Source organism: Acinetobacter gyllenbergii (assembly GCF_001682515.1).
GTDB lineage: Bacteria > Pseudomonadota > Gammaproteobacteria > Pseudomonadales > Moraxellaceae > Acinetobacter > Acinetobacter gyllenbergii.
The window spans coordinates 136,585-161,475 of record NZ_KV575269.1; the positions used below are offsets into that span (position 1 = coordinate 136,585).

The window sequence follows — 24,891 nt, forward strand, 5'->3', positions numbered from 1 at the left end:
GTATTATCCTTGTGTGCGCAAAATTTCTTGTCGTTGCGCCACTTTCTTTTTCCATTGTTCGGCACGACGAGTACGGTCAGCGACCTGTCCTACCAATTGTCCACACGCAGCATCAATATCATCGCCACGTGTCTGACGAATCGTACACACAAATCCTGCATCCGACAAAGTTTTTTGGAAGGCAATAATTCGGTTACGGCTCGAACGACCATAAGGCGCATGCGGGAACGGGTTAAATGGAATAAGATTGATCTTACTCGGTAGATTTTTTAACAGTTTTAATAACTGCTGTGCATGCTCAGGTTTATCATTCACACCATCGAGCATCACATATTCGATGGTCACGTGACGACGTGAGCTTTCATTACCATCTTTAGCGAGATAACGTTGGCAAGCCGCGATTAATTGCTGTAATGGATATTTTTTATTAATCGGCACCAATTCATTACGAAGTTCATCATTTGGCGCGTGTAATGAAATCGCCAAAGCGACATCAATGTCCTGTGCCAGCTGATCAATTTTCGGTACGACACCCGATGTCGATAAGGTCACACGGCGCTTTGACATGCCATAAGCAAAGTCGTCCAGCATCAATTGCATGGAACTGAGTACAGCATCATAGTTGAGTAAAGGCTCACCCATCCCCATCATCACCACATTGGTCACAGTACGTTCGCGTTCAGCGACTGGCACATCTTCCATATAGGAATAATTTGCCATCCACAACTGACCAATGATTTCTGCTGGTGTCAGGTCACGTTGGAAACCTTGTTTACCTGTTGAACAGAATGAACAATCCAGCGCACAACCCACTTGCGAAGAAATACACAAGGTTTTACGTGCACCCGTTTTATCTTCCGCAGGAATCAGGACGGTTTCGACCAGAGAACCTTCGCCATCTCCTACGCGGAATACCCATTTACGGGTACCATCTTTCGAGTAGTTACGATGCACCACTTCAGGCGCTTTAATTTCACAAATCTTTTCAAGTTTTTCACGTAATTTGCCAGAGATATTACTCATCTCAGCAAAATCAGTCACAAAATATTGGTGCACCCATTTCATGACCTGACCTGCGCGAAACTTTTTTTCGCCCAAATCTTCAAAGAATTTTTCTAGTTCAGCTCGAGACATGCCAAGTAAATTTACTTTTTTCTCGGCAGCATGAACGACAGGCGTAGAAACAGACTGTTGTTTTTCATCTAAATTTTCTGATGAAACGACCACTGCAGAACTCATGTACATTTACCTAAACAATATCAGCGCTAAAAATAGCCGTGCATTATTTGCACAACTCAATCTATAAAAAATAAAAAACCAGATAAGTAGTATACCACTTATCTGGCTTGAATACTTTGGATTAACGAGTGCGTGGGCAAATCTCGTTATCAGCAAAGAAGTAAGCGATTTCACGCTCAGCAGAAGCAACTGAGTCAGAACCGTGAGCAGCGTTTTCGTCGATGCTTACAGCGAAGTCAGCGCGGATTGTGCCTGGAGCAGCTTCTTTAGGGTTTGTAGCGCCTAAAATTTCGCGGTGAGCAAGAACTGCATTTTCGCCTTCAAGAACTGAAACAACCACTGGACCAGAAGTCATGAATGCAACTAAGTCAGCAAAGAAACCACGTTCTTTGTGCTCTGCATAAAAACCTTCAGCATCAGCTTGAGAAAGGTGTTTCATTTTAGTTGCAACAATTTTCAAACCTGATTTTTCGAAACGAGCAAAGATGTCGCCGATGTGGTTTTTAGAAACTGCATCTGGTTTTACGATAGATAAAGTACGTTCAATCGCCATGATTGACTCCTATTATGGTTTAAACTAAAAAATTTGCCGCATTATACCGATGTCATCGCTAATAATCAGCTTGAATATGCAAAACTTAAGCGTTTTCTGACGAATTTTTAACGAACTTCATCTAGCCATGCCATTTGAATGGCTTCAAGCAAACCTTCAGTTGACTTATTGGGGTCATCACTAAAGTCAGGCAAAGCACATACCCATGCATGTAAATCGGTAAAACGAATCCATTGTGGATCTACATCTGGGTGTGCTTCGGTGAGTTCAATCGCAATATCAATCGTATCTGTCCAACGTAAGCCCATATGACAACCTAAATAAATGAGTGTAATTGAGCGTACTTTAACAAATCATACAAATTAAGAGATAGTGTTCTGTCACTAAATTCAAGATAAAACACCTTATAAAGCGATATTGGCCGTTGGAGCCAATAAGATAATGCCACTGGCAACCGATGCACCTATCACCGCCCCCACAATCACATCACTTGGATAATGCAGACCAAGCACCATGCGAGACAAGGCAACCAAAATCGTAAATGGCAGCATCAACAACAATAATAAGGGTTGAATATAGCCCAATGTGATCGTCACCATGACCGCATGTAAAGTATGACCTGATGGAAAGCTAAAGTGATCCAACGGTCGCTCGCCCAAGACAATCACCTGATGTACTTGATACGGTCTCGGTCGTGTGGTTTTGTTTTTCAAAAACTTATAGATCAAGGTTCCGACAGAGCCTGCCGCAATCACATACAATATTTGCAGCCCGTATGCCAGACCTTGCATTGCCCATACAGACAACAACATCACATACCAAAATGGCCCATCCCCCAAACGACTGATCGTTTTAAAAAATAAAGCGATTCGTTGTGACTGAGACAGATGATTGAGGTAAACACAGCCCTTTAAATCTAAATCGAGTATTTTTATTTTTGCATTTTGAAGATTCATACGATTTCTCCTCTTTTTGAGAGTAGCTTAAGTCGCGGTCATGGGAGACTCCTCACGACTTGATACAATGCTTGTTCTAATTGTTGTACGGGGAACTGCCAGCTACTTTGCTGCACACTTTCACTGGCCAATAAGCCCATTTGTCGTAATTGCGGCAAGGCAGGTAATTGGCAAATCGATTGAATGAGATGATCTGTTTGTCCCAATGGACTCAACCAACCAGTGACATTCGGTTGTACATGCTGATGGGCGCAGACATAATCATAAGCCACCACCGCTAAGCCGCTGGCAATTGCTTCTAAGACCACATTTCCAAACGTATCGGCTTGGCTGGCAAAGGCAAATACATCAGCACTGGCATACGCGGCTGAGAGTTCACGACCACTCAGACTGCCCATGAAAATAATGTCATCTGATTGTGCCATCTTGCCCAGACGGGCACGATCTGGGCCATCACCGACAATCACAAATTTGCTATTTTTGCCTTGTTGGGCCTGTAATGCGTGAAAGCTCTTGATCAGCACGTCGACTTCTTTTTCAGGTGATAAGCGCCCGACATACAGCATCACACGAGTATCGGCATCAACACCCCATTGTTGGCGGAGCTGTTGTGAACGATGCTTAGGTGAAAATTTTTCAGTATCTACACCGCGTCCAACTACCACCAATGGGCAAGTCACACCGAAGCCACGTAAAGCTTGTTCGGTATATTGACTTGGCACACAGGTCACATCGGTACTGTTATGAAACCACGTTAAATAGCGCTGAATCGGCTTAACCAAGAAAGCCAAGTCAAAGAAGCGGCTAAAGTCATGAAAGGCAGAATGAAAACCACTGGAAACTGCGATTTTTCTTGATTTCGCTGCTTGTAAGGCGGTTAAACCCAAAGGCCCTTCAGTCACAATATGCACCACATCTGGCGCAAATTTTTCAAAAGCTTTAGACACTTTAATATATTGCGGCCAACCGAACTGAATACTTGGGTATTTCGGAATCGGTTGTGACATGACCAAACATTCTTGTTCGGGATGAAATTCGGTACAGACTGCTTTTTGGGTTGGTCGTACCAATAGAATCTTATGTCCAAGTCGTTGTAGACCTTGGCACAACTGCATCATCGACAGCGCTACGCCATTGATTTCTGGTGGCCATGTTTCGGTTACAATGGCGATTCGGAGACGAGGACGAACAAGATCACGAAGCTCAGACAATTCATCTTGTTTATTTTTAAGTTGTTTCCTTTTAAAGTAAAATTTAAAATTTTCAGGAAACTCTTGCTTGAATAGAGATGTCGCGTATGTACTTTGCATATCGCCATCCATTTGTGTCGTTATTTTCATGCTTTCAGCTTAAAAACATTATTTGACACTTTAATGATCAGTCTATGACAGTTTTTTGACAGTCTTAAAATAAAAAATGCCCAGTCTGAAACTGGGTATTTGCACACAACACAATAAATACTTAACCTAAGTTTGATCAGAAACATGATACTCGGAAACGTCATCAGCAACCTGAGCAAGCCAAAGCGATTAAGCTTTGCCTTAGCGCAATATCAACGAAGTGCGTAGTTTAGGACTCAAGCATAGCTTTCATCTTACGGTACGGCAAAGATTATTAATCTTTGCTACTCGCCCCTCAGGTTTTGCCTACTTTTCCCAAAAGAAAAGTAGGGCGAGCCGCAGGCTGATTCTGTAATCCGATGAGAATTTATCAAGACTCCGTTAAGATAATTTTTTCCAACAAACTCTAGATAAAAATATTTAGATCAAACTTAAATTGCTCTTATTCAAGCCAAAGGATTGTCTACCGCAAACATGTGTTGATCTTCCAAACGAAATGCCATCAATTGCTGCCCCCAAACACAGCCACCATCGACATTTTGAATTTGGGCGCTAATGGTCTTGCCCTGCAAAGCTGCCCAATGTCCGAAAATCAATTGATGACTTTGTGCTGCCTGACTTTCAAACTCAAACCATGGCTGAAAACTCTCAGGCATCGGTGCATCTAAAGCATCTTTAAAATCAAATTCTAAACGGCCTGCTGCGTCAGTTAAACGCATACGGGTCAGATAATTGGTAATACAGCGTAAGCGAGCCATACCCGTCAGCTCATCTGACCATAGATCAGGTTGCGAACCATACATCTCGGCAAGAAAGCCATCCAAAACCGAGAGATCATCATGACCCACTACCTGCTGGACTTCTTGTGCCAATGTCACCGTTTTTTCGGCATTCCAGATACAAGGTACACCTGCATGAGTAATCAAGGTCTGTGCATTCGGAGATAAGCTCAATGGCTGTTTACGCAACCAATCAATCAGCTCATCACCATCAATCGCATCAATTACTTCTTGAGTATGATCTTTGTCTTTGGCCTTTTTAAACCCGCGTGCACAAGCAATCAAAGTCAAGTCATGATTACCCAGTACAGTTGCTGCAGCGCCACGATCAGCCAGCTTTTTAATAAAGCGTAATGCGCCGACCGAGTTTTCACCACGTGCAACCAGATCACCCGCAAACCATAAAAAGTCTTGGTCTGGATCAAAACGGATTTCTTTGAGCAATACTTTCAGTGCTTCGAAACAGCCTTGTACATCACCAATAACGTAGTTATAGCGCTTAGACATCAAGCCACCATCTGATCAGAAAGCGCAACAAAATCAGCCAAGTTCAGCGTTTCTGGACGTGCCATTGGATCTACACCTGCTTTCTCAAAGCCATCTTCAACCAACATGCCTTTTAAGCTATTACGTAAGGTCTTACGACGTTGGGTAAACACATGCCCCACTAAACGCGCCAATGCTTTCTCATTTTTTGCCACAATCGGTTTAGTGTCGTAGGGTTCTAAACGGAAAACCGCTGACGTCACTTTTGGTGGCGGATTAAATGAGCCTGGTGGCACTTCAAACAAGAAAGTAGGCTTACAGTAATACTGGATCATCACCGATAAACGACCATATTCTTTGGTGTTTGGTGTTGCCGTAATACGATCAACCACTTCCTTTTGCAACATGAAGTGCATGTCTTTCACTTTGTCACCAAACTCCAAGAGGTGGAATAACAAAGGCGTTGAAATATTATAGGGTAAGTTCCCCACCACACGAAGTGGGCGACCTTCTTGGAACAACTGAGTGAAGTCGTATTTTAAAGCATCAGCTTCAATAATGGTCAAACGTTCAGGATGCGGCACACGACCCGGTAAACCAGCAGCCAAATCGCGATCTAGCTCAACCACGGTCAACGCATCACACTCGCCAATTAAAGGTGAAGTCAATGCCGCCAAACCTGGTCCGATTTCGACAATATTTTCGCCCGCACGCGGATTCACTGAGCGTACAATTTTAGCAATCACACGTTGATCATGTAAGAAGTTTTGACCAAAACGTTTTCGAGCCTGATGCCCTTCATCTTTAGGGTTTAGGGCATTAATTTGATACATAAAATTCTCCACATAAATTTATTGCCCTGATTGCGTATTAAGCATTAATTCATTCAGACCATTAAAAAGTTCATCTGACTTGGTCAAATTTTCTCTAGCAGCTTGATAGACCATGGAAAGAAATTCTCGTTTACTCAGTAGATTAAGCTCTCTAGATGCCAAGATTTCCTGAGTACTCTCTTGAATTGACAACAAACTCTCACGCCCTTCCACATCTTTAACACGCTTCACACCTAATTCAGGATTCCCTTTGAGCTGTGCTTCTAGGTAAAGATTAAATGTTTCCAGATCAGCAAAAAAATCATCTATATTCTCAACAAGATGCTTATCCCCCAGAGTTACTTTATGCATTGAGCGAAGAATACGCTCAGCTACAAAAACTTGGTTTTTTGCGATAATGACTTGAGATGACGGATAGTTTAATCGCGTTAGATGATCGGTCAGCAGATTATATTCAGCCTGAATTTCAGGAATATTTTCCTGTAGGTATAAATCGAAATTTTGTAAGGCTTCAATCTGGTCTTGATGCTTCACAAGCAAATCAATATTAGCATTGATTGTACTCGCATCCTTGAGAATTTTATTCATACCGTTATGATTCGGATATTTTGCGTTCATAGCATCCAAAGCCAGATTAAATTTCTCCTGACTCCGTTTTAGGCTCTCTACGCCTGTTGGGCTGGCATAGACGACAACATCTGCCGATTGTCGTGGAATTTGCAATGATAGAATCTTTAAGTCGCAAAGACTATGTTCAACCCGAGTAGATGAACAGGCTGACAACATAAATGCCGCCAGCATCATAGCAAATTTAGTGATCCGACTCATGCAAAGCCATTGCACACCAGTAAAGCGGATGTGTTTCATCTGCTCCAAAGCAAAACTCATATCAACACTCAATTATGTTCTTTTTTAATTCATCAGTTATATCGATGTATAGGCCATAGATAAGGCTAAATCCACTGCGACATGCAAGCTTGATGCTTTTGCCTGTCCAGTGCCTGCAAGAGAAAGTGCTGTACCATGATCGACCGAAGTTCGAATAAAGGGCAAGCCTAATGTAATGTTAACGGCTTCACCAAAGCCTTGTGATTTTAACACAGGTAGACCTTGATCGTGATACATCGCTAAAACTGCATCGGCATCTTTTAGATTTTCTGGGGTAAACAAGGTATCCGCAGGTAAACTGAGACTCATGTTAATCCCCTGTGTGCGATAACTTTCCAGCACAGGATTAATGACTTCGATTTCTTCTCGACCTAAATAACCATCCTCACCTGCATGCGGATTCAGACCACAGACTAAAATACGAGGGGCAATGATTTTAAATTTGCTTTTCAAGTCGTGAATGAGGATATCAATCACTTGCTGCAAACGATCTTTAGTAATGGCATCAGGCACATCCCGCAAGGGTAAGTGTGTCGTCGCTAAGGCAACCCTTAATGTTTTCGTTGCCAGCATCATTACCACACGATCCACACCTGCGGACTCTTGGTAATATTCGGTATGTCCGCTAAATGCGATGCCTGCGTCATTGATAATTGATTTCTGTACAGGCGCTGTAGCCACACCCACACTCTGGCCTGACATAGCATAATTGGCTGAACGACGTAATTGTTCCAACACATAAGCGGCATTGGCTGAATCTAGTTGCCCTAAAACAACTGTGTTGGATAAAGGCACATGCTCAACAAAAAGTTGTCCCTGCAAACTAGATTCAGTCTGTCCTTGATAAGCAATCAGTTCAACATCAATACCTAAAAGATTGGCGCGTTGCTGCAACATCTGCATATCGGCAAGCACAACCACAGGGCGTTCATCGATACGCGCTGCCAAACTCAGGCAGATGTCTGGGCCAATTCCTGCAGGTTCGCCTGAAGTGACATATAAAGGGAGCATAGGTATCGCCAATCTTTTTGATTCGCTCTAGTGTAACCAAAATCGAAATACAGTATAGCCTACATTTTTATAAATATAGTTTAAACGCCATCCCTGTCTATGCTCTTGAACCAATGCAAAAGAAAATGTCATCGCACTGCATTGTAAATTCGTAAAATCCTGTCGGAAAAGTGCCTAACTTAAGGTTATATAAACTTCGCAATGTTTCCAGTCAGGAATCTAGTCTTCAGCTTTTCGTGGCAGATGAAACTCGGCATTTAACCAGCCGAGCTGATGGGCAATTTCTGAAAAGAAAATTAAAAACACCGCCACAACAATGGCAATAAAAAGCCATTTCCACAGCTGACGATGAATATGGGGAAAACGCTGTGCCGGGATGAATAAAAAAATCAGTCCACCTGCGAAATAAAGCAGATATGGAAAAGGAGTGAAATGCATGAACATACTCACTAAAGCCACACCAACCATACCACTGAAACCGTAATAACTACAGAACGAGGTCACCAGCACCACATAGGTTGCTACAAAACCGAATAGACAGCCCCAAAAAAACTGTTTAACGCGCAATATCATGACTCTTCTTTATTTGGATTCACGCTCATAAAACATTATTTTACCCGCCCAATCAAGCAGATACCTCAGCGCTCAGTTGGCGGTGCTTTAGACAGGTTTTGCGGAACAAGATTAGAAGGTACGAACTCAACCTTACGTGTCCATGGATTGATCTTGGGCTGTACTTTTTTCTCAGCCTGTACCACCACTGCTTCTTCTTTTTTCTCAGTAACCACAACAGCACTGGCAGCTTTATCTGCCAATGGATTATTAACAACTTCTTTCTTTTCAACGGTGGTCGCTGCTTGTGACTGTTGAGGTTCTTTCTTCTCTACAGTCGTTGGCGCAACCACTGTATTGACTGGGCGTATATATGGCGCTGCGATTGACCCTTGCTTGACCACGGTCTGTGCGGTTGCAGGTTGAACCACTTGCGCCGCTGTATTTGAGCTTTGTCCTTGCAGATTCATTTGGTCAACAGGAATTTCAATCGCTTTCATTTCTGTAGTGACAGCCATCGCTGGGTCTACATGGTCATTGCCTCGACTTTCCAGCACCTCAAGTTTACGACTGGTTCCCTCTTTGGGTTGAAATTCAGAATAGTTGGTCACACTGGTCTGATCTACCCATTTGTAAAGTCGTCGTGCATTAGTTTGTGTTGAACAAACGCCGATCAATAAGGTGACGACAACAATTTTTGTAGAAAACGACAACCGCATCAAATTCCCCAGCAGAAAAGCTTAATACTTCTATTTATTTCAAACATTTGCTAGAAAAATAATAGGACAAATCAAACGCTCTCACAAGGCAAATAATGTTGCCATCAATAAAGGGCGCCTTAGTTCCCAAATCGGTCACATTGCAGCAAATTCTGGCGTCTCAGGCTAATTTTTCTTGTGTGCTTTTATAAAACCGTGTAGAATTCGGTCTCCTTTTGTTTGGACAGATTTCACCGTCCAAACCAACTATAATAGGTAGTGGTTTAAATGAAAACTCTCAGCGCTAAGCCAGCTGAAGTTCAACACGACTGGTATGTTGTTGATGCTTCTGGCAAAACTTTAGGTCGCCTTGCGACTGAAATCGCTCGTCGTTTACGCGGTAAGCACAAGACTTCTTATACTCCTCACGTTGACACTGGTGACTACATCGTTGTGATCAATGCTGAACACGTTCAAGTGACTGGTAAAAAAGCGCTTGATAAGAAATATTATCGCCATACTGGTTTCCCTGGTGGTATCCGTGAGACTAACTTCGAGAAGTTAATTGCTCACAAACCTGAAGCAGTTTTAGAAAAAGCTGTTAAAGGTATGTTACCAAAAGGTCCTCTTGGTTATGCAATGATCAAAAAAATGAAAGTGTACGCTGGTACTGAGCATCCTCATACTGCTCAACAGCCACAAGTTTTGGACATCTAAGGGATACAGCACATGGCTACTAATTATGGTACAGGTCGCCGTAAGACCGCAACTGCACGTGTTTTCTTATCAGCTGGTACAGGTAAACTCGTAATTAACAACCGTACGCTTGAGCAATATTTCGGTCGTGAAACTGCTCGTATGGTTGTGCGTCAGCCTTTAGAGCTTTTAGAAGTTACTGAAAAATTTGACCTTTACATCACTGTTAAAGGTGGTGGTATTGGTGGTCAAGCAGGCGCTATCCGTCACGGTATTACTCGTGCATTGATCGCTTCTGACGAAACTTTAAAACCTGCTCTTCGTCAAGCTGGTTTCGTTACACGTGATGCTCGTGAAGTTGAACGTAAGAAACTTGGTTTACGTAAAGCTCGTAAACGTCCTCAATTCTCTAAACGTTAATCGTTTTACGAATTGGACAAAAAACCTCGGATTTATCCGAGGTTTTTTTATAGCTTACTTTTCGTTAATTCTTTTTAGAACAATCCATCATGGCATCACCCATCCCATCGGCAGCAGCAAATTCCGTGATCGTACAGCCATTCTGCTGATAGGTTTTAGTGCTTTTCGAAAACTGATGATCTTTAGGAATCGGTGCATTACAGGGTTGGTCAGTTTTTTCATTCACCATTTGGATTGGCCCATCGTTATAAATCGTCACTTTACAACCTTTGACCACATACTGTTGTTTTATTCCACCATATTGTGAGTCATCCTGATCAACAGCCGCAGCAATCGCGACATCTGTAGCTGCTCCACTTTCTTCTGATGATACAACACTTGCTGGCTTGGGCACTGAGCTTGCACAACCACCGAGCAATAACGCGCTACACAGCACAGTAAAGTAATATCGTTCCATTCCCTTCTTCTCTCTTTGAACTAATTGAATCATAAATCTATTCTGTAACAAGCATATTGTTCAGCTTTAAGTGATTTCCAACGTTAATTTTAGTATTCTAAACAGTCAACCATAATTTTTTGGACTTATGTCTCTAGAAAATCCCCCAACCCCCGTCCAAGGCATTACGCTTTATAGCCATGCAGATGATTTCCGTTCCCATTGGATTCGTTTTTTACTCGCTGAAAAACAAATCAAATACCAACTGATTATTACTGATCATGAGGATGAGGATTTGGCTGATCTTAATCCCTATAATCAACTTCCGATGTTAATTGAGCAGAATCTAAAACTGTTTTCTGCCAATGTCATTGCTGAATATTTAGATGACCGCTATCGCCAGAATAAACTCTATGCTGATGCTCCGATGGCGCGTGCAGAACAACGTCAATATATCTGGCGCTTTGAACAAGACTGGTTCCAACTCGCTGACCATATGCTGAGACATGTCGATAGTTTAGACCCAAAACAAAAACAGAAAGCACAGAAAGAACTGAGAGATACTTTGATTTCACTCACCCCTCTGTTTCAACATTTCCCTTATTTTATGTCGGAAACATTTTCAATTCTTGATTGTATGCTAGCCCCGCTCTTTATACGGCTCAAAAGTATGGGGGTTGAACTCCCTGCACAGCACTGTCGACCTATATTCTTGTATTGTCATCGTATCTTTAGCCGACCATCGTTCATTAAATCAATGACAGCTCAAGAAAAAAACAGCTACAATGATTTGATTTCTACGATTTAATAAGTTTTTCAATTATGTCTGAGCAAATAACTTTTACGCCTACACGCCCATATCTTGCTCGTGCCATTTATGAATGGATTTGCGATAACCAGCTCACCCCTTATTTATTAGTGGATGCGACACAACCGCATACTGATGTACCACTGCAATTTGTGAAAGATGGTCAAATTGTTTTAAACCTTGCTCCACATGCCATTCATCAACTGCACATGAGTAATGAAGCCATTACCTTCTCTGCACGCTTTGGTGGTGTCGCAAAAGAAATTTATGTGCCGATTCGTGCCGTACTGGGGATTTATGCCAGAGAAAATGGTCAAGGCCTATTTTTCGATCCTTCTGAATATGCCGAGATTGAAGAAATGGCTGTAACATCGGTTGAAGAAACAAAGCAAGAAACTGAGACAACGAAAAAGAAACCTTCACTAAGAATTTTAGATTAAGCGAGGATAGGCACGATGGCATTTGACTTAGTTCAATATTTTGCTGAACAAATTAAAATTCAAAAACCACAACTTTTTGGTCAATATTCTCCTAAAGAAAAACAAGCGTTTATAAATGAAGTCAACGTATTGGCCCTTGGGCAACTGATTAGTCTATGGAAGCAGAATCCACAGAAACTGTATCAAGAAGTTCAAACAGCTGATCCGCTATATATTCAAGAAATTGCTCGCCATCTCACCACTTCAGCTCATAATCAGTCAGCCCTTAAAAGCGCTGAATTGGAGAACAACCTTTCAGATGTCCTTACTTTGCAACTGACCGAGCTTAAGCAGCTTGACCAAACAGGTAGTTTTGGTCAAACCGGACTGACAGAACTGTTATTGGGCCAAATCGAACATTTGTCTGGACAGGCGGAAGACTGGGTCTGGTCGACCAATCAGTTGCCCGAGTTACTCGGTTCAAAGCCAGTTATTCAACAAGAAGTATCACTCGAAGCAACCATGCAAGAATTCAATCAAATGGTCCATCAAGCACAACCGATTACGCCTGACCATACACCTGTTGCTGAGGTAGAAACGCCAGAAACTCCTGCATGGGCCTATATCGTTTCACCAATCGTGGCATTGGTCATTCTGATCTTTTTGTATTGTTCATATTGCCAATTAGTTTCGGTTTAATCTCATTGTTTAAATGATAAAGAAAGTATGATTACTTTCTTTATCATAGACTTATTATTGCCTTAATTTTATTTAAAATATGAATTTACCCATATTAATAAAAAATAATTTACATTTATTTACAATCAAAGCCAACTCTTAAAACCCAATATTAATGTGAATAAAATCACATTAAAAATAAAATCCAATCCTTAATTAGTATTTTTATTTGTTTGTTTGACAAAAATTGTCAATTACTAGCAAATCAGTCAATTCAATTATTTTAAAGTATGATTGATTTAATAAAAGAGTTTCCTATAATGAGATTAACTACTTTTGAAAACTAATCAAAAACAGAAGTGGCGAATATAAATTCATAAACAAAGATGTATTAGTAGAGATAAAATCATGGCTAAAATTTCATTAGAAAGCTTAACAAATATTGATGGGTTCGTTGCAGCAGCATTAGTAGATACAGAAAGTGGCTTGGCGCTAGCGACCCAAGGTGGGGGCTCAATCGACTTAGAACTGGCAGCTGCGGGTAATACCGAAGTTATTCGAGCAAAACGCCGTGTAGCTAACTCACTGAAACTTAACGATGACATTGAAGATATTCTGATCACACTGGGCAAGGCATATCACTTAATCCGTCCTCTAGAAAGCAATGGCAACCTGTTCCTCTATCTCGTACTCGATCGCAGTAAATCTAACCTTGCGATGGCTCGCCACGAATTAAAAACATTTGAAAAAGAATTAGATTTTGCTTAATTCTAAGTTTCAAATTACTTAATATATTAGGCTTCTTGTATATTTATTATCTTCTTATTATTCACAATAAGAAAATATAAATATGCAAGCGGTCTATTATTAGTCTTTAGTATTAGACTAATTTTATGCAGTCCAATATTTTATAAAATATTAAAGTGATACTATGAATGGACATTGCATCAATATCGCAATTTCAGGTATAAGTTTAAAAGTTTCAGATGAGTTAAAAATAGAGCTTAGAAAAACAATACCTCATGAATTTGGCATTAACTGGATCAATATTGCCGATCCGAATATCGATTTATTATTAATAAATGAAAATTTCTTTGAAACCGAAGGTATTCAACGCATTTTAGAAAAAAAACAACTTCCCTGCTTAAAAATTGCAAAAGGAGAAGGCTCACAGCATATCGAAGAACACAATACCCTTTACTTACCTTTTCAGCATACGGATGCATTAAAAAACTGGATTCATCTTCGCCTTTTAAGCTATATCACCCATCAACAGGCACAACAACCCAAGATCGAATCGACCTCGACACATAATGCCATCAATGAAAAATATTTAACGGACATGTTAAATCCTGAAAATGCCCGTCTGCATTTGTTTGATGACCACGGTACTTTGGCCATTATTGATACGCGAAGCCAAATTGCATGGCTAGAACCAACCCGTACCCACACACAAACCAACCATAGTTTTAAATATGAATTTGCGACCACCTCAAACTTCACCAAAGTTTCTCGCAAAGTTGAATATAACTTACAAGATTGGTTATGGAACCTGTTTTGGCATTCACTCGAGTTTCAGCGTTTAGCCCCAAATGAAAATGAATACTACAAAATTGAATATTGGCCACAGCCAGCTCAAGGCACTGACCGTAAAACCACTTTATTGCTTTCTGCTTGCTTTATACAAGGAGCCCAACTCTATCAAGTTGCAACACAATTAAAACTTCCTATTCAAACGGTTCAACAATTTATCGCTGCCTGCATTATTTCTGACAATGGCGGCATTATCCCTGCTTCAGAAAGTCATTACCTACGAATCGAAACGACTGAACAAACAATTGAACAACAAGGTTTTTTAAATAAATTTTTCGGCAAAATCAGACGCCGCTTTGGGCTTTAAGGATTGATATGATTCTCCAACAATATAAAATTGTCTTTGCAGGAAGCATGGGCGCAGGTAAAACCGAAGCGATCAAATCGCTTTCAGAAATTCCTGTCCTCGCAACCGAAGCATTCAATACAGACAGTCAGGCCCATAATAAAATGCAAACTACGGTAGGTATTGATTATGGTGAGATTACTTTAGATGACGGTGTCAAAGTGGGCTTATATGGTACCCCTGGACAATCACGCTTTGACTTTATTTGGCCTGTGATTTGCCAAGGCGCTTTGGGGGTTATTTTACTGGTTGATCACAACAGTAAAGTACCGATCGAAGAACTAGAGGGCTATCTAGATACCTTTAAAGACTATACTAAAAACATTTCAATTGGCATTACCCATGTGGATGAAAATAAAGGACAGCCAACAACGATCTATCGTGAATGGTTAATTCAAAATGACTACCAATACCCTTTATTTTTCATTGATGCTCGCAAACAAGAACATATTTTGCTGATGATTGAATCTCTCATAGCAGCATTAGAAGTCAATTTAAAAGCAACAAATTAATTACTTTATAAAGAGAAGAATTATGTTCAGTATTCCCAGTCAGCAACGTACAGCGCCGAAAGAGCTGATTCAGTTTGCTAAAGCGCAGGCCAATGATATTTTAACCAATATCCGAGGGGTCGATTATATTATGCTCTGCTCAACAGATGGATTTGAGCTGGCCTCCATTTACAAGAAGAACCCTTATAACAGCACCAAACTTGCCGCTGTCAGTAGTTCAATCTTGGCCATGGTGACGGCGTTTCTCAATGAAATTCAGCTGACTGGATGTCAAAGTATTACCTTGGACGCTGAAAATGGTAAAGCGATTCTCACCTCCATCCCTGCTCCGCATCATCCCATGGTGATGGTGACTTTAAGCAATAAAGATGTATTGCTGGGACAACTGCTCTATAGTCTAAAACAAACCAGTAGCGCAATCGTCGACGCTGACCAAGCTTAAAACCGTTTTATCTCAAAAAATCTGACAAGCATAACGGGTTTGTCAGATTTTGTTCATTTATAGCCCCTATAATAAATAGATTACTTTTCAATTTTCATTTTTGAATCATATCATTTTCTAAATTTCACTAAAAAACTGTCAAAATGCACGAATAAAGCCCAATAAAAGTCAGAATTATGAAATAAAACATTGTTTTTAAAAACATCAGATGAATGGCTAGAAATTTAAATGATTTAGCAATATTTTTTCATTATTATGATTTTCGAACAAATAACAATCATAAAATTTTCACAAATGAATAATTTCAACAATGAAATATGTATTTGTTCAAACATTATTAAGCACTATGGAGAGATAAAGATGAAGCTGAAGAGCTTAAAACTAGGCGCAGGGGTCGCGCTCTTAATCAGTGGTTTTTCTACCCAACAGACCTTGGCTGATTCCTACGTGTTTGTGACCAATACCACGCCACAAACCGTATCAATACAAGTCAATCAAACTGGGGCAAGCTTAGAACAAGGCAATCAATGGGCGCAGGAAGCGACTCAACTTGCACCCTACGAGACCAAACGGGTGTTACGTATCAACCGTTATACTGGGATCAAATCTGGTAAAACCTATAACTTTGATACCGTTCTCAGCAGTGGCAATTCACAAGTCACTTTAAAACAAACCATGACGGGGACTTGGTCGGGCAGCAATATTAAACATGGGATTCAAACGGCGACCACAACATCACCTTGGTATTCAGATCGTGATGTACATCGTATTAGCACAACTTATGCTGGTTTATCTGCACAAGCAGCGGTAAAAGCTGAGTACACGGGGGGCTATGATGATTTCCACTACACTATTCATCAAAACACACTTCAAGAGCCTGTTTCGGCCAGTGCCGATGAGCTCAAAGTACTGACTTATAATATTTATGCCCTCCCGATGGTGGCGAGTAAAATCAGCGAACGCTTGGCTGAATTACCAAATCATTTAAACGGTTACGATGTGATTATGATGCAAGAAGCCTTTGCTTCATCGCGTACTGGCATGCTGAATCAACTGGCGCAACAGTACCCATATCAAACTCATATTCCAGTCGGTTCTGGCTATAACTTGTTTGACAGCGGTTTGGTGATTGTGAGCCGTTATCCAATCGTCAAAACGACACAATTGATTTATCCAGACTGTACCGGAACGGATTGTTTTGCAGATAAAGGTGTGTTGTATGCAGAAATCATTAAGAATGGTAAGGCCTATCATGTGACCTCTACGCATACCGCTTCTTTTGATACCGATGCAGCGCGTGCACTGCGCCAAACTCAGTTCAAGCAGATTCGCCAATTAGTCAATCAACAAAACATTCCAAGTTTTGATGCTGTCTTGATGGGCGGTGATTTTAATGTGAACAAGTTGTTATGGCCGCAAGATTATCAAGACATGTTGACCAATCTGAATGCCACCGCAGCACCAAGCACAGGTTATACTGCATCGACTTTTGACCCACGCGTGAATAAGTTGGCTGGAGCAGCGGGTTCAGGGGGTGCAACAGTCGAATATCTAGACTATGTGGTAGCATCAAATAACCACCGTCAACCAACTCAGTCTCGTAACGATGTGCGTATCTTACGTACCACAGCGGACCCACTGTATATGACTTGGGATCTTTCAGATCACTTCCCTGTGATGGGGCAATTTAATTACGGCCCATAAACGGAATTCGTTATGAATAAAAGACTATTGCTGACAATGCTTATTGTTGTCGTGGTCTTGGTTGGGATTGTAGTTTGGAAGAGCACTGCCTCTTCCGCTGCAATTCAGCAAGCCAAATCCACCGCATCATCTCAAGATTCATCAACACAGGTGAGTAATGAAGGCATGCCAAACAAAACCAAGGACGAAGTTTTTCAAGAGTCACTTTTAAAACAATTAAAAATACTACAACAGCAACCTGGCAATATCACCGAGTTTCTCAATGATTTTAAAGCCAACTGCCCTGTATCCGACTGTAATGCAGCTTTAGCAAAAGCTTTAGCTAATTATCCCGATCAAAACTTTGCACATTTGGTGGAAAATCTAATAAAACGTCTGCCGCAATATGAACAACGCATGCAAAGTACCGTGTTATCAACGTCGTTATCACCAAAAGAACGCTTTGATGCCTTATGGAAGCTCAGAGAACAAACCTTGGGACAAGCCGAAGCGATGCTGGGTTTTGGGCAAGAACGAGGCTATGCAGATTATCGGTTTGCCTACAATGATTTGGCACAGAATCAAAAACTGAGTGCTGAACAACGTTTAAAAGCATTTGAGCAGCTACAAAAACAGTACCCTGATGCAACTCAACAAGAAAATAAAATCGGACTTTATGAACAAGCGCTCGGTTTAATCAATCAAGGGCAACATAGCCCTGCTGAAACGCAACGCTTAAAGCAGATGTTACAACAACGTTATCTGACTGAGCAGCAACGCCAAGAGGTTCAGCAAAGAGAACAACGTGAAGTTCAACAACAGCAACAAGTCGACCAATATCAACAAGCTGTGCAGCAGTTGCAACAAGAGATGGAGCCGTTAAAAACACAACTGCCAAATGACGAGTGGCAAAAGCAATATCAAAGCCGTTTAGAAAGTCTGCGTCTAAAAATGTTCTCTTAACACATTGAACTCAACGGATAGCAGCTTAAATTTATATCTCATTTCTGATAAAAATCAGCCGACCATTTAGATAAACAATGCGTCGGCGTTAAACAAAAATGAGACTTTTAAAAGTCTCGCCATTCGCTCATTTGACAAACAACATGCATTCCCGCTAAATAAGCCATTCAATCACTTCAAGATCATGATGTGGCATGAGCAGCATTAAACATGTGAATTCTGGTTGGACTGGTCAAGCAGCAATTGCTTTGGGAGTTGGCGCTTTTCTTGGACAATCAGGAAATAATCACCCTCACCACCACTATGCGCATCAAATCACCATGTCCTTGAACCCAGATCAAGCTGTACAAGTGATTGCTGATGGCCAACGTTATCAAGCACCGACTTTACTCATTCCTGCCAAGCTAAAGCATCAACTTATAACAGGCAACTATCTGTCAATCTATCTTGATACCCATCATGCACTCACCACCCGATTCAATCTAGATCTTCATCGAGCAACACAGGTATATGAGGTATCCACAGATCTACAACAACAATTACGACAAAGCTTTTGTCTAAAGACACCCCTCAATCATGGCTTAGCCCATTTCTTAAAAACGACACCACTGAACAACCATGCCTCCCAGAGCAATCCACGGAAGATTGAACACATACTAGAATTGCTTTATCAGGGCATCTTGCAGTCCAACATTCCTGATCGTCAATATTTAGCACAAATTGCAGGTTTATCTGAAAGTCGCTTTTCGCACTGGTTTCGTGAACAGGCAGGACTACCTTTACGCAGTTATCGTAAATGGTTACGTCTCATCTGTGGATTAGCCCAAATGCAAGAAGGACTCGCCTTAACGGATACAGCTCACCAAGCTAATTTTGCTGATCAAGCGCATTTCACACGAACTTGTATCGAGTTATTGGGAGTGCGCCCATCGGAACTGAGTGATATGCAGGGGAAAATTTTCTTTATTGAATAAATAGCTGTTTTGTTCAATTCAGTCCTGCAATCGCACAGGCATAGTGACTGTTCATTGTTTTGGAACAATACACCATGCCGAAGTTAATCCAGTACCTCATTCGCTATAGCAGTTATCCCTTGATTATGGGGCTGAGTCTGTTTTTTTTATTCCCCATTGCAACTGGCACGCTTTCTTATTGGCCTTATGTACCCTTAATCGCAGCCGTTGCGATTGGGCTGGTTGCTCTGCTTGAGCAGATTCAGCCCTATGAGCAAACCTGGTTAAACGATCACGAAGATACAGGTGTTGATATTCTGCATGCCAGCTTGAGTATCATCATGATTTTTATTACCGCAGAATGCATTACTTTATTTCGGCAGCTGATCCATATTCCGAGCTTTTGGCCAGCCTCTCTACCGATCTGGCTACAATTACTGATTGTCGGTCTCATCATCGATTTTGGCTTATGGCTGATGCATTACTTCAGTCATAAAAAACGATTTCTATGGAAACTGCACGCTCTTCATCATAGTTCTGAACGATTATATTGGCTGAATGGTGAACGTCGGCATCCCTTAAGCGCTATTCTGCTCGCTGCACCGGGAATTATCTGTATTACCTTAATCGGTGCACCAGCCAATCTAATTGGTACTTGGATGGGATTAACCGCGATTCATTTGGCTTTTCAGCATGCCAATCTGGATTATTCTTTAGGTGCTTTTAGGCATTTACTCGGGGTTGCCGAAGTCCATCGCTGGCATCATAAACATGGTTTTGGTCGTAAAAACTTTGGTGAATTCTGGATGATCTGGGATCATCTGTTTGGGACATATTACTATGAAAGCAAACCCGTAAAAGCTGGACAAGTCGGGTTAAAGACTGCGCTACCGAAGACTTATCTCAAACAAATACGTTGGCCATTTGCTAGAAAAAACCAATAAGACACATAAATTAAAGGAAATCAGCGATGCATTACCCACAATATCAACACGACCTCAACACAGCACTTGAATCAGAAATACTGGGTGAACTGATCTTTTTAAATGCCGCCAAATATGCACGCTCAATTGAGCAACAACAAAAATGGCAAACTTTGGCCAAACTGGAAACCCAAACCCTACGCAAGTTACAGCAGTACTTAATTCAACAAGGTCAAACAGCCACAATTCGTTTGCATGTTAAGTTACAGGCCAAAGCATCAGGCGTTGCGATGGCTAAACTGCCATGGAAACTAGCCATGCATTTACTTAAGCAAGGTACACAACCATTTATGGTCACTTTTGAGCGGATGCAGCAACACGCCGATACCAACACACAAGACTTTCTCCAGTATTTATTGGCGCATGAACGAGCATTAGCTGAATTTGCAACACAAGAATTGCAAGGGAATTCAAAGCATTCTTTAGATGCGGTGCTGCACCTATTAAAAAGCGAGGCATAACACCTCGCTTTTTTGTTCTATTCTATTGCCACCCTCAAGTCGTGCTGAGGTTTAACAACAATTGACGTTTTTTCACCTGTTGCCCGACTTGACCAATCAACTCCTCGACAACGCCATCGACATCGGATTTGATTTGTTGCTGAATCTTCATCGCCTCAAGCACCAATAAGGTCTGCCCTTTTGTTACCGAATCTCCTACATTGACCAACAGATTCACAATCGCACCGTCCATTGGCGCACGGATTTTGCCATCACCCACCACTTCTGCTGCCTCTGGGGCTGCATAAGTAATATTTTCAAGCACGCTATTACCATTGCCTCTATCTAAATACAGCTGATTTTGATCGAAGACATAGGCGAGCTTGCGTCGAACACCTTCACAGCTATAAACAACCTGTTCATCACTGATGCTTATAATCTTGATTGTCGCGTGTTGATCACATAACGCAACTTTGACCTGCTGCTGATCATTTTGCACATGCAGCAATATCTGCTGATCGGCATATTTCAATTTCAGTGGAAACGGCATACTAACACCAGTTTGCCAAGCGAATTGCTGCTGATTTTGCTGGCTAAACAATGCGGCTGCTACGGCTAAGGTTTCGAGTGTCAACGTTTGTTGGTGCAGGCTGACATCTTCTTGGAAGTGTTGCTGAATAAATGCGGTGTTGGTATCCCCAGCCACAATGATCGGATGGCGCAATAAATTGACAAGAAACTGCTTATTGCTATTCACCCCAAGCAAAACACAATCCTCAACCGCTTTGGCAAGCAGGCGAATCGCATCCTGACGGGTCTTGCCATAGGCAATCACTTTGGCCACCATCGGATCATAGAAGGGACTAATTTCACCGTGTTCCAGCATGCCATGATCAACACGAACATTGGGTAAACTGCCATCCGCACCTGCTGCTTGCCAACGCAGCACTTTACCTGTTTGTGGCAGAAAGTCCTGACGTGGATCTTCTGCATATAAACGGACTTCAATGGCATGCCCATTCAATGTCAGCTCATGTTGCTGTAGTGGCAATGTTTCACCATTGGCAACACGCAATTGCCACTCCACCAAATCCAAGCCTGTGACCATTTCAGTGACTGGATGCTCGACTTGTAAACGGGTATTCATTTCCAAGAAATAGAATTCACCAGATTGATCAAGCAGAAACTCGACCGTGCCTGCCCCGACATAATCACAAGCTTGAGCTGCAGCAACAGCAGCCTGACCCATTTTCTGACGTAGTTCAGGTGTCATCACTGGACAAGGCGCCTCTTCAACCACCTTTTGATGACGGCGTTGAATCGAACAGTCCCGTTCAAATAAATACACATAATTGCCATGCGTATCGCCGAAGACCTGAATCTCGACATGACGTGGGGCAATTACCGCTTTTTCTAAAATCAACTCACCCGAACCAAAGGCATTCTCTGCTTCGGAACGTGCTGTTTTTAATGCCTCTAATATATCAGCAGCGTGTTGGACCAGACGCATGCCACGCCCACCACCGCCCGCAGAAGCTTTGACCATTAAAGGATAGCCAATCTGCTCAGCTTGTTGTGCTAGGTAATCAAGGTCTTGCTGATCACCTTCATAACCAGGCACACACGGCACCCCTGCTTGAATCATGGCAATTTTAGAAAGACGTTTACTCCCCATCAGCTCAATCGCCGCAGCCTTTGGCCCAATAAAGGTGATGCCATGATCGAGACAAGCCTGAGCAAAATCGGTATTTTCAGATAAAAAACCATAACCAGGATGGACCGCATTAGCTCCTGTTTTCTGACAGGCTGCTATAATATTAGCAATGGATAAATAAGATTCGGCCACTTTAGATGCACCGATATAAACCGCTTCATCTGCCAGCTGTACATGACGGGCATTGGCATCTGCATCTGAATACACCGCAACCGTTTGATAGCCCATTGCTTTAGCTGTTTGCATCACGCGAACAGCAATCTCACCACGGTTTGCCACTAAGACTTTTGAAAAACTCATTGTTTCATCTCTATTATTAAATCCCTCTCAATCCACCTTTTAAAAGGTGAAGTCCCTCCTTTAATAAAGAGGGATCAGGGGAGATTTCAGTCAAACCAACTCGGATTACGTTTTTGAATAAAGGCCATGGTTCCTTCTTGACCTTCTGCACCACCAACTGCCTGAGCAAACTGTTGTGCGGCATCATCCAAAAGCTGTGCTAAAGGTTCATTCAAAGTTCGATGTAATAAGGCTTTGGTGGCACGTGAGGCCAAAGGCGCAGCACGTTTAATCTGCTGAATGGTATCCATAAGTTGTTGCTCTAATTCAACATCATCTTGTGCAACTTGATGAACCACACCTAAGTCCAAAGCCGTCTTGCCATCAAAACGTAAACCCAATAAGGCCAAACGACGGGCTTGGGTCAAACCAATTCGCTTCACCACAAAAGGCGCAATCTGTGCAGGTAAAATGCCCAAGCCTGTTTCTGGCAGACCAAACTGAGCACTCTCACGGCTGATGGCAATATCTGAAATACAGGCTAAGCCAAAGCCTCCACCAAGCACTGCCCCTTCCAGCACAGCAACAACGGTTTGGGGAGCTTGATCAACCTGTTCGATCATGGCCCCAAAACGACGGTTAAAATCAACATAAGGTTGCAAACTGCCTGTATTCGCAGCTTCAACACGTAAGCTCGCCATATCTTTGATATCACCGCCAGCACAGAAATGCCCACCTCGACCACGTAAAACCACAGCACGAATGGATGAATCATCGGCAATCTGGCTAAACACCTGTTGAATGGCAGTGACCATATTCAAACTCATGGCATTACGGCTCTCAGGACGATTTAGCCATAACGTTAAAATGCTGCCCTGTTGTTCTAGCTGAATGCTGTCATCTATCGCCAAGCTTGCAAGAGAAGTTGCAACTGTCATGCTCCTGCTCCTATTTTTTCTGTTTCTTCGGCAAGATATCGGTGAGCTTACAAATGATTCCGAGCATAATTTCATCTGCACCACCACCAATCGAACCTAAGCGACCATCACGGAACAATTGTGATGCGGGGTTGTCCCACATAAAGCCATTACCGCCCCAATATTGTAGGCAGCTATCTGCCACTTCACGGCTTAAGCGTCCTGCTTTCAATTTCGCCATCGATGCCATCAAGGTCGCATCCTTACCAGCAATATGCTGCTCACAGGCTTGATAAGTTAGAGCTTTCAGGGCTGCGACTTCAGTCATCAATTCTGCAAAACGGAAATGTACATATTGGTTATGAATCAAAGGCTGACCAAAGGTAGTACGTTCTTTGGCATAATCAATGGTTTGCTGAATGACCTTTTCCATACCTCCTACAGCATTGGCACAGGCCCACATCCGCTCCTCTTGGAACTGCATCATTTGCATCATGAAGCCCATGCCTTCCACCCCAACCAAGTTGCGTTGCGGTACACGCACATTGTCGAAATAGACCTGTGCCGTGGTGGTTGAACGCATGCCCAGTTTATTTAAGGGTTCTGAAAAGCTGATCCCTGCCGTTTTTGCAGGAACAATAATCATGGATTTATTGACGTGTGGTTTGTCATCCGAGGTATTTGCCAATAGACAAAAGAAATCGGCTTGCAATGAGTTGGTGATCCACATCTTGCTGCCGTTAATCACATAATCGTCGCCATCTTTTTTTGCTGTAGTTTTAATGGCTGCCACGTCAGAACCCGCATGCACTTCCGAGACCGCAATCGACGCGACATATTCACCACGAATCGCAGGATTTAAAAACTCATCTCGTAGTTCTTTGCTACCAAAACGAGCCAGTGCAGGCGTCGCCATATCGGTTTGCACGCCAATCGCTAGGGGTACACCGCCACAGGCGGCACGACCTAATTCTTCTGCCACCACAAGGTTGTATGAATAATCGAGTCCTAAACCACCATTCTCCTCAGGCTTACAAATCCCCAATAAGCCCAAATCCCCCATTTTCTTAAACACGTCATGAATTGGAAAACGGCCCGCCTCTTCCCACTCAGGAATAAAAGGATTTAATTCATTTTCAACAAACTGGCGTGTGGTCCGGCGTAAAGCTTCATGTTCTGCGGTAAATTTCATTGTTTTTGTTCCTTAAATTTAATCTCCCCTAACCCCTCTTTAATTAAAGAGGGGAACTCCTCCCTTTTTAAAGGGAGGTTGG

The 24,891-nt window shown here is 42.1% G+C and carries 29 protein-coding genes; 14 read left to right on the top strand and 15 right to left on the bottom strand.

What is annotated here, in order from left to right:
• Nucleotides 1-3 precede the first annotated feature (3 nt).
• The 11 genes from rlmN to NG55_RS17810 form a co-directional block, all read right to left on the bottom strand.
• Nucleotides 4-1,239, bottom strand: a complete 1,236-nt coding sequence (gene rlmN / locus NG55_RS17760; protein ID WP_016540721.1) for a dual-specificity RNA methyltransferase RlmN — start codon at nucleotides 1,237-1,239, stop codon at nucleotides 4-6.
• Nucleotides 1,240-1,360: 121 nt separating this feature from the next.
• Nucleotides 1,361-1,792: a nucleoside-diphosphate kinase gene (gene ndk, locus NG55_RS17765; protein ID WP_004652531.1), complete on the bottom strand. Its 432-nt coding sequence runs from the start codon at nucleotides 1,790-1,792 to the stop codon at nucleotides 1,361-1,363.
• Between the two features lie 107 nt (nucleotides 1,793-1,899).
• On the bottom strand, nucleotides 1,900-2,100 hold the full coding sequence (gene iscX, locus NG55_RS17770; RefSeq protein WP_004652532.1) for a Fe-S cluster assembly protein IscX: 201 nt from the start codon (nucleotides 2,098-2,100) through the stop codon (nucleotides 1,900-1,902).
• A gap of 96 nt (nucleotides 2,101-2,196) precedes the next feature.
• Nucleotides 2,197-2,748, bottom strand: a complete 552-nt coding sequence (locus tag NG55_RS17775; RefSeq protein WP_065343984.1) for a phosphatase PAP2 family protein — start codon at nucleotides 2,746-2,748, stop codon at nucleotides 2,197-2,199.
• 38 nt (nucleotides 2,749-2,786) lie between these two features.
• Complete coding sequence (locus NG55_RS17780) at nucleotides 2,787-4,058, bottom strand: glycosyltransferase family 4 protein (RefSeq protein ID WP_065343985.1); 1,272 nt, start codon at nucleotides 4,056-4,058, stop codon at nucleotides 2,787-2,789.
• A 476-nt stretch (nucleotides 4,059-4,534) separates the two neighbouring features.
• A complete protein-coding gene (locus NG55_RS17785) occupies nucleotides 4,535-5,374 on the bottom strand; it encodes a symmetrical bis(5'-nucleosyl)-tetraphosphatase (RefSeq protein WP_065343986.1) in 840 nt (279 codons plus the stop codon).
• Nucleotides 5,374-6,186 (bottom strand): 16S rRNA (adenine(1518)-N(6)/adenine(1519)-N(6))-dimethyltransferase RsmA, encoded by an 813-nt coding sequence (rsmA, locus tag NG55_RS17790; protein ID WP_065343987.1) that lies wholly within the window; start codon nucleotides 6,184-6,186, stop codon nucleotides 5,374-5,376. The genes NG55_RS17785 and rsmA overlap by 1 nt, the downstream gene beginning before the upstream one ends.
• 18 nt (nucleotides 6,187-6,204) lie before the next feature.
• Nucleotides 6,205-7,074, bottom strand: a complete 870-nt coding sequence (locus tag NG55_RS17795; protein ID WP_065343988.1) for a pilus assembly protein PilJ — start codon at nucleotides 7,072-7,074, stop codon at nucleotides 6,205-6,207.
• Nucleotides 7,075-7,110: 36 nt separating this feature from the next.
• The gene (gene pdxA / locus NG55_RS17800) at nucleotides 7,111-8,085 is read right to left on the bottom strand and encodes a 4-hydroxythreonine-4-phosphate dehydrogenase PdxA (protein ID WP_065343989.1); all 975 of its coding nucleotides are present in this window, start codon (nucleotides 8,083-8,085) and stop codon (nucleotides 7,111-7,113) included.
• Nucleotides 8,086-8,304: 219 nt separating this feature from the next.
• Nucleotides 8,305-8,658: a hypothetical protein gene (locus NG55_RS17805; protein WP_065343990.1), complete on the bottom strand. Its 354-nt coding sequence runs from the start codon at nucleotides 8,656-8,658 to the stop codon at nucleotides 8,305-8,307.
• Between the two features lie 65 nt (nucleotides 8,659-8,723).
• Nucleotides 8,724-9,356, bottom strand: coding sequence for a hypothetical protein (locus NG55_RS17810; RefSeq protein WP_016660147.1), 633 nt, complete (start codon nucleotides 9,354-9,356; stop codon nucleotides 8,724-8,726).
• 267 nt (nucleotides 9,357-9,623) lie between these two features.
• Here NG55_RS17810 and rplM point away from each other — a divergent pair, with 267 nt between their 5' ends.
• Together rplM and rpsI are read left to right on the top strand one after the other, a co-directional pair.
• The gene (rplM, locus tag NG55_RS17815; RefSeq protein WP_004802631.1) at nucleotides 9,624-10,052 is read left to right on the top strand and encodes a 50S ribosomal protein L13; all 429 of its coding nucleotides are present in this window, start codon (nucleotides 9,624-9,626) and stop codon (nucleotides 10,050-10,052) included.
• Nucleotides 10,053-10,064: 12 nt separating this feature from the next.
• Nucleotides 10,065-10,451, top strand: a complete 387-nt coding sequence (gene rpsI, locus NG55_RS17820) for a 30S ribosomal protein S9 (protein WP_004652544.1) — start codon at nucleotides 10,065-10,067, stop codon at nucleotides 10,449-10,451.
• A gap of 64 nt (nucleotides 10,452-10,515) precedes the next feature.
• Here the strand turns inward: rpsI and NG55_RS17825 are convergent, their stop codons facing one another.
• Complete coding sequence (locus tag NG55_RS17825; RefSeq protein ID WP_065343991.1) at nucleotides 10,516-10,908, bottom strand: hypothetical protein; 393 nt, start codon at nucleotides 10,906-10,908, stop codon at nucleotides 10,516-10,518.
• A 127-nt stretch (nucleotides 10,909-11,035) separates the two neighbouring features.
• Here NG55_RS17825 and NG55_RS17830 point away from each other — a divergent pair, with 127 nt between their 5' ends.
• From NG55_RS17830 to NG55_RS17885, 12 genes are all read left to right on the top strand, one after another.
• Nucleotides 11,036-11,695, top strand: coding sequence for a glutathione S-transferase N-terminal domain-containing protein (locus tag NG55_RS17830; protein WP_023271334.1), 660 nt, complete (start codon nucleotides 11,036-11,038; stop codon nucleotides 11,693-11,695).
• A 14-nt stretch (nucleotides 11,696-11,709) separates the two neighbouring features.
• Nucleotides 11,710-12,135, top strand: a complete 426-nt coding sequence (locus NG55_RS17835; RefSeq protein WP_065343992.1) for a ClpXP protease specificity-enhancing factor — start codon at nucleotides 11,710-11,712, stop codon at nucleotides 12,133-12,135.
• Nucleotides 12,136-12,150: 15 nt separating this feature from the next.
• Nucleotides 12,151-12,813 (top strand): hypothetical protein, encoded by a 663-nt coding sequence (locus NG55_RS17840; protein ID WP_016540733.1) that lies wholly within the window; start codon nucleotides 12,151-12,153, stop codon nucleotides 12,811-12,813.
• 387 nt (nucleotides 12,814-13,200) lie between these two features.
• Nucleotides 13,201-13,560, top strand: a complete 360-nt coding sequence (locus tag NG55_RS17845; RefSeq protein WP_004802620.1) for a roadblock/LC7 domain-containing protein — start codon at nucleotides 13,201-13,203, stop codon at nucleotides 13,558-13,560.
• A 163-nt stretch (nucleotides 13,561-13,723) separates the two neighbouring features.
• A complete protein-coding gene (locus tag NG55_RS17850) occupies nucleotides 13,724-14,692 on the top strand; it encodes a hypothetical protein (RefSeq protein WP_016540734.1) in 969 nt (322 codons plus the stop codon).
• Between the two features lie 8 nt (nucleotides 14,693-14,700).
• The gene (locus NG55_RS17855) at nucleotides 14,701-15,243 is read left to right on the top strand and encodes a GTP-binding protein (RefSeq protein WP_016540735.1); all 543 of its coding nucleotides are present in this window, start codon (nucleotides 14,701-14,703) and stop codon (nucleotides 15,241-15,243) included.
• Nucleotides 15,244-15,265: 22 nt separating this feature from the next.
• On the top strand, nucleotides 15,266-15,685 hold the full coding sequence (locus tag NG55_RS17860) for a roadblock/LC7 domain-containing protein (protein ID WP_004652554.1): 420 nt from the start codon (nucleotides 15,266-15,268) through the stop codon (nucleotides 15,683-15,685).
• 360 nt (nucleotides 15,686-16,045) lie between these two features.
• The gene (locus tag NG55_RS17865; protein ID WP_065343993.1) at nucleotides 16,046-17,389 is read left to right on the top strand and encodes a sphingomyelin phosphodiesterase; all 1,344 of its coding nucleotides are present in this window, start codon (nucleotides 16,046-16,048) and stop codon (nucleotides 17,387-17,389) included.
• A gap of 12 nt (nucleotides 17,390-17,401) precedes the next feature.
• Nucleotides 17,402-18,331: a lipase secretion chaperone gene (locus tag NG55_RS17870; RefSeq protein WP_065343994.1), complete on the top strand. Its 930-nt coding sequence runs from the start codon at nucleotides 17,402-17,404 to the stop codon at nucleotides 18,329-18,331.
• Nucleotides 18,332-18,525: 194 nt separating this feature from the next.
• Nucleotides 18,526-19,305, top strand: a complete 780-nt coding sequence (locus tag NG55_RS17875; protein ID WP_065343995.1) for an AraC family transcriptional regulator — start codon at nucleotides 18,526-18,528, stop codon at nucleotides 19,303-19,305.
• Nucleotides 19,306-19,379: 74 nt separating this feature from the next.
• The gene (locus NG55_RS17880; RefSeq protein WP_065343996.1) at nucleotides 19,380-20,228 is read left to right on the top strand and encodes a sterol desaturase family protein; all 849 of its coding nucleotides are present in this window, start codon (nucleotides 19,380-19,382) and stop codon (nucleotides 20,226-20,228) included.
• Nucleotides 20,229-20,254: 26 nt separating this feature from the next.
• Nucleotides 20,255-20,728, top strand: coding sequence for a hypothetical protein (locus NG55_RS17885; RefSeq protein ID WP_065343997.1), 474 nt, complete (start codon nucleotides 20,255-20,257; stop codon nucleotides 20,726-20,728).
• A 34-nt stretch (nucleotides 20,729-20,762) separates the two neighbouring features.
• On the opposite strand, the gene NG55_RS17890 is transcribed toward NG55_RS17885, so the two are convergent.
• The 3 genes from NG55_RS17890 to NG55_RS17900 form a co-directional block, all read right to left on the bottom strand.
• Entirely contained in the window at nucleotides 20,763-22,721 is a 1,959-nt protein-coding gene (locus tag NG55_RS17890; RefSeq protein WP_065343998.1) for an acetyl/propionyl/methylcrotonyl-CoA carboxylase subunit alpha, read from the bottom strand.
• Nucleotides 22,722-22,807: 86 nt separating this feature from the next.
• Nucleotides 22,808-23,638 (bottom strand): enoyl-CoA hydratase/isomerase family protein, encoded by an 831-nt coding sequence (locus tag NG55_RS17895; protein ID WP_065343999.1) that lies wholly within the window; start codon nucleotides 23,636-23,638, stop codon nucleotides 22,808-22,810.
• 10 nt (nucleotides 23,639-23,648) lie between these two features.
• A complete protein-coding gene (locus NG55_RS17900; RefSeq protein WP_065344000.1) occupies nucleotides 23,649-24,809 on the bottom strand; it encodes an acyl-CoA dehydrogenase family protein in 1,161 nt (386 codons plus the stop codon).
• Between the last annotated feature and the right edge of the window lie 82 nt (nucleotides 24,810-24,891).

Bases quoted from the DNA above. Each gene is read 5' to 3' on its own strand.
- NG55_RS17835 (WP_065343992.1), top strand. From the start codon at position 11,710: ATGTCTGAGCAAATAACTTTTACGCCTACACGCCCATATCTTGCTCGT.
- NG55_RS17860 (WP_004652554.1), top strand. From the start codon at position 15,266: ATGTTCAGTATTCCCAGTCAGCAACGTACAGCGCCGAAAGAGCTGATT.
- rsmA (WP_065343987.1), bottom strand. From the start codon at position 6,186: ATGTATCAAATTAATGCCCTAAACCCTAAAGATGAAGGGCATCAGGCT.
- NG55_RS17845 (WP_004802620.1), top strand. From the start codon at position 13,201: ATGGCTAAAATTTCATTAGAAAGCTTAACAAATATTGATGGGTTCGTT.
- ndk (WP_004652531.1), bottom strand. From the start codon at position 1,792: ATGGCGATTGAACGTACTTTATCTATCGTAAAACCAGATGCAGTTTCT.
- NG55_RS17890 (WP_065343998.1), bottom strand. From the start codon at position 22,721: ATGAGTTTTTCAAAAGTCTTAGTGGCAAACCGTGGTGAGATTGCTGTT.
- NG55_RS17865 (WP_065343993.1), top strand. From the start codon at position 16,046: ATGAAGCTGAAGAGCTTAAAACTAGGCGCAGGGGTCGCGCTCTTAATC.
- NG55_RS17870 (WP_065343994.1), top strand. From the start codon at position 17,402: ATGAATAAAAGACTATTGCTGACAATGCTTATTGTTGTCGTGGTCTTG.
- NG55_RS17885 (WP_065343997.1), top strand. From the start codon at position 20,255: ATGCATTACCCACAATATCAACACGACCTCAACACAGCACTTGAATCA.
- NG55_RS17880 (WP_065343996.1), top strand. From the start codon at position 19,380: ATGCCGAAGTTAATCCAGTACCTCATTCGCTATAGCAGTTATCCCTTG.
- NG55_RS17850 (WP_016540734.1), top strand. From the start codon at position 13,724: ATGAATGGACATTGCATCAATATCGCAATTTCAGGTATAAGTTTAAAA.
- NG55_RS17875 (WP_065343995.1), top strand. From the start codon at position 18,526: ATGAGCAGCATTAAACATGTGAATTCTGGTTGGACTGGTCAAGCAGCA.
- NG55_RS17830 (WP_023271334.1), top strand. From the start codon at position 11,036: ATGTCTCTAGAAAATCCCCCAACCCCCGTCCAAGGCATTACGCTTTAT.
- NG55_RS17825 (WP_065343991.1), bottom strand. From the start codon at position 10,908: ATGGAACGATATTACTTTACTGTGCTGTGTAGCGCGTTATTGCTCGGT.
- NG55_RS17805 (WP_065343990.1), bottom strand. From the start codon at position 8,658: ATGATATTGCGCGTTAAACAGTTTTTTTGGGGCTGTCTATTCGGTTTT.
- NG55_RS17900 (WP_065344000.1), bottom strand. From the start codon at position 24,809: ATGAAATTTACCGCAGAACATGAAGCTTTACGCCGGACCACACGCCAG.
- NG55_RS17780 (WP_065343985.1), bottom strand. From the start codon at position 4,058: ATGCAAAGTACATACGCGACATCTCTATTCAAGCAAGAGTTTCCTGAA.
- NG55_RS17795 (WP_065343988.1), bottom strand. From the start codon at position 7,074: ATGAGTTTTGCTTTGGAGCAGATGAAACACATCCGCTTTACTGGTGTG.
- rpsI (WP_004652544.1), top strand. From the start codon at position 10,065: ATGGCTACTAATTATGGTACAGGTCGCCGTAAGACCGCAACTGCACGT.
- NG55_RS17855 (WP_016540735.1), top strand. From the start codon at position 14,701: ATGATTCTCCAACAATATAAAATTGTCTTTGCAGGAAGCATGGGCGCA.
- NG55_RS17810 (WP_016660147.1), bottom strand. From the start codon at position 9,356: ATGCGGTTGTCGTTTTCTACAAAAATTGTTGTCGTCACCTTATTGATC.
- rplM (WP_004802631.1), top strand. From the start codon at position 9,624: ATGAAAACTCTCAGCGCTAAGCCAGCTGAAGTTCAACACGACTGGTAT.
- NG55_RS17840 (WP_016540733.1), top strand. From the start codon at position 12,151: ATGGCATTTGACTTAGTTCAATATTTTGCTGAACAAATTAAAATTCAA.
- iscX (WP_004652532.1), bottom strand. From the start codon at position 2,100: ATGGGCTTACGTTGGACAGATACGATTGATATTGCGATTGAACTCACC.
- pdxA (WP_065343989.1), bottom strand. From the start codon at position 8,085: ATGCTCCCTTTATATGTCACTTCAGGCGAACCTGCAGGAATTGGCCCA.
- NG55_RS17895 (WP_065343999.1), bottom strand. From the start codon at position 23,638: ATGACAGTTGCAACTTCTCTTGCAAGCTTGGCGATAGATGACAGCATT.
- NG55_RS17775 (WP_065343984.1), bottom strand. From the start codon at position 2,748: ATGAATCTTCAAAATGCAAAAATAAAAATACTCGATTTAGATTTAAAG.
- rlmN (WP_016540721.1), bottom strand. From the start codon at position 1,239: ATGAGTTCTGCAGTGGTCGTTTCATCAGAAAATTTAGATGAAAAACAA.
- NG55_RS17785 (WP_065343986.1), bottom strand. From the start codon at position 5,374: ATGTCTAAGCGCTATAACTACGTTATTGGTGATGTACAAGGCTGTTTC.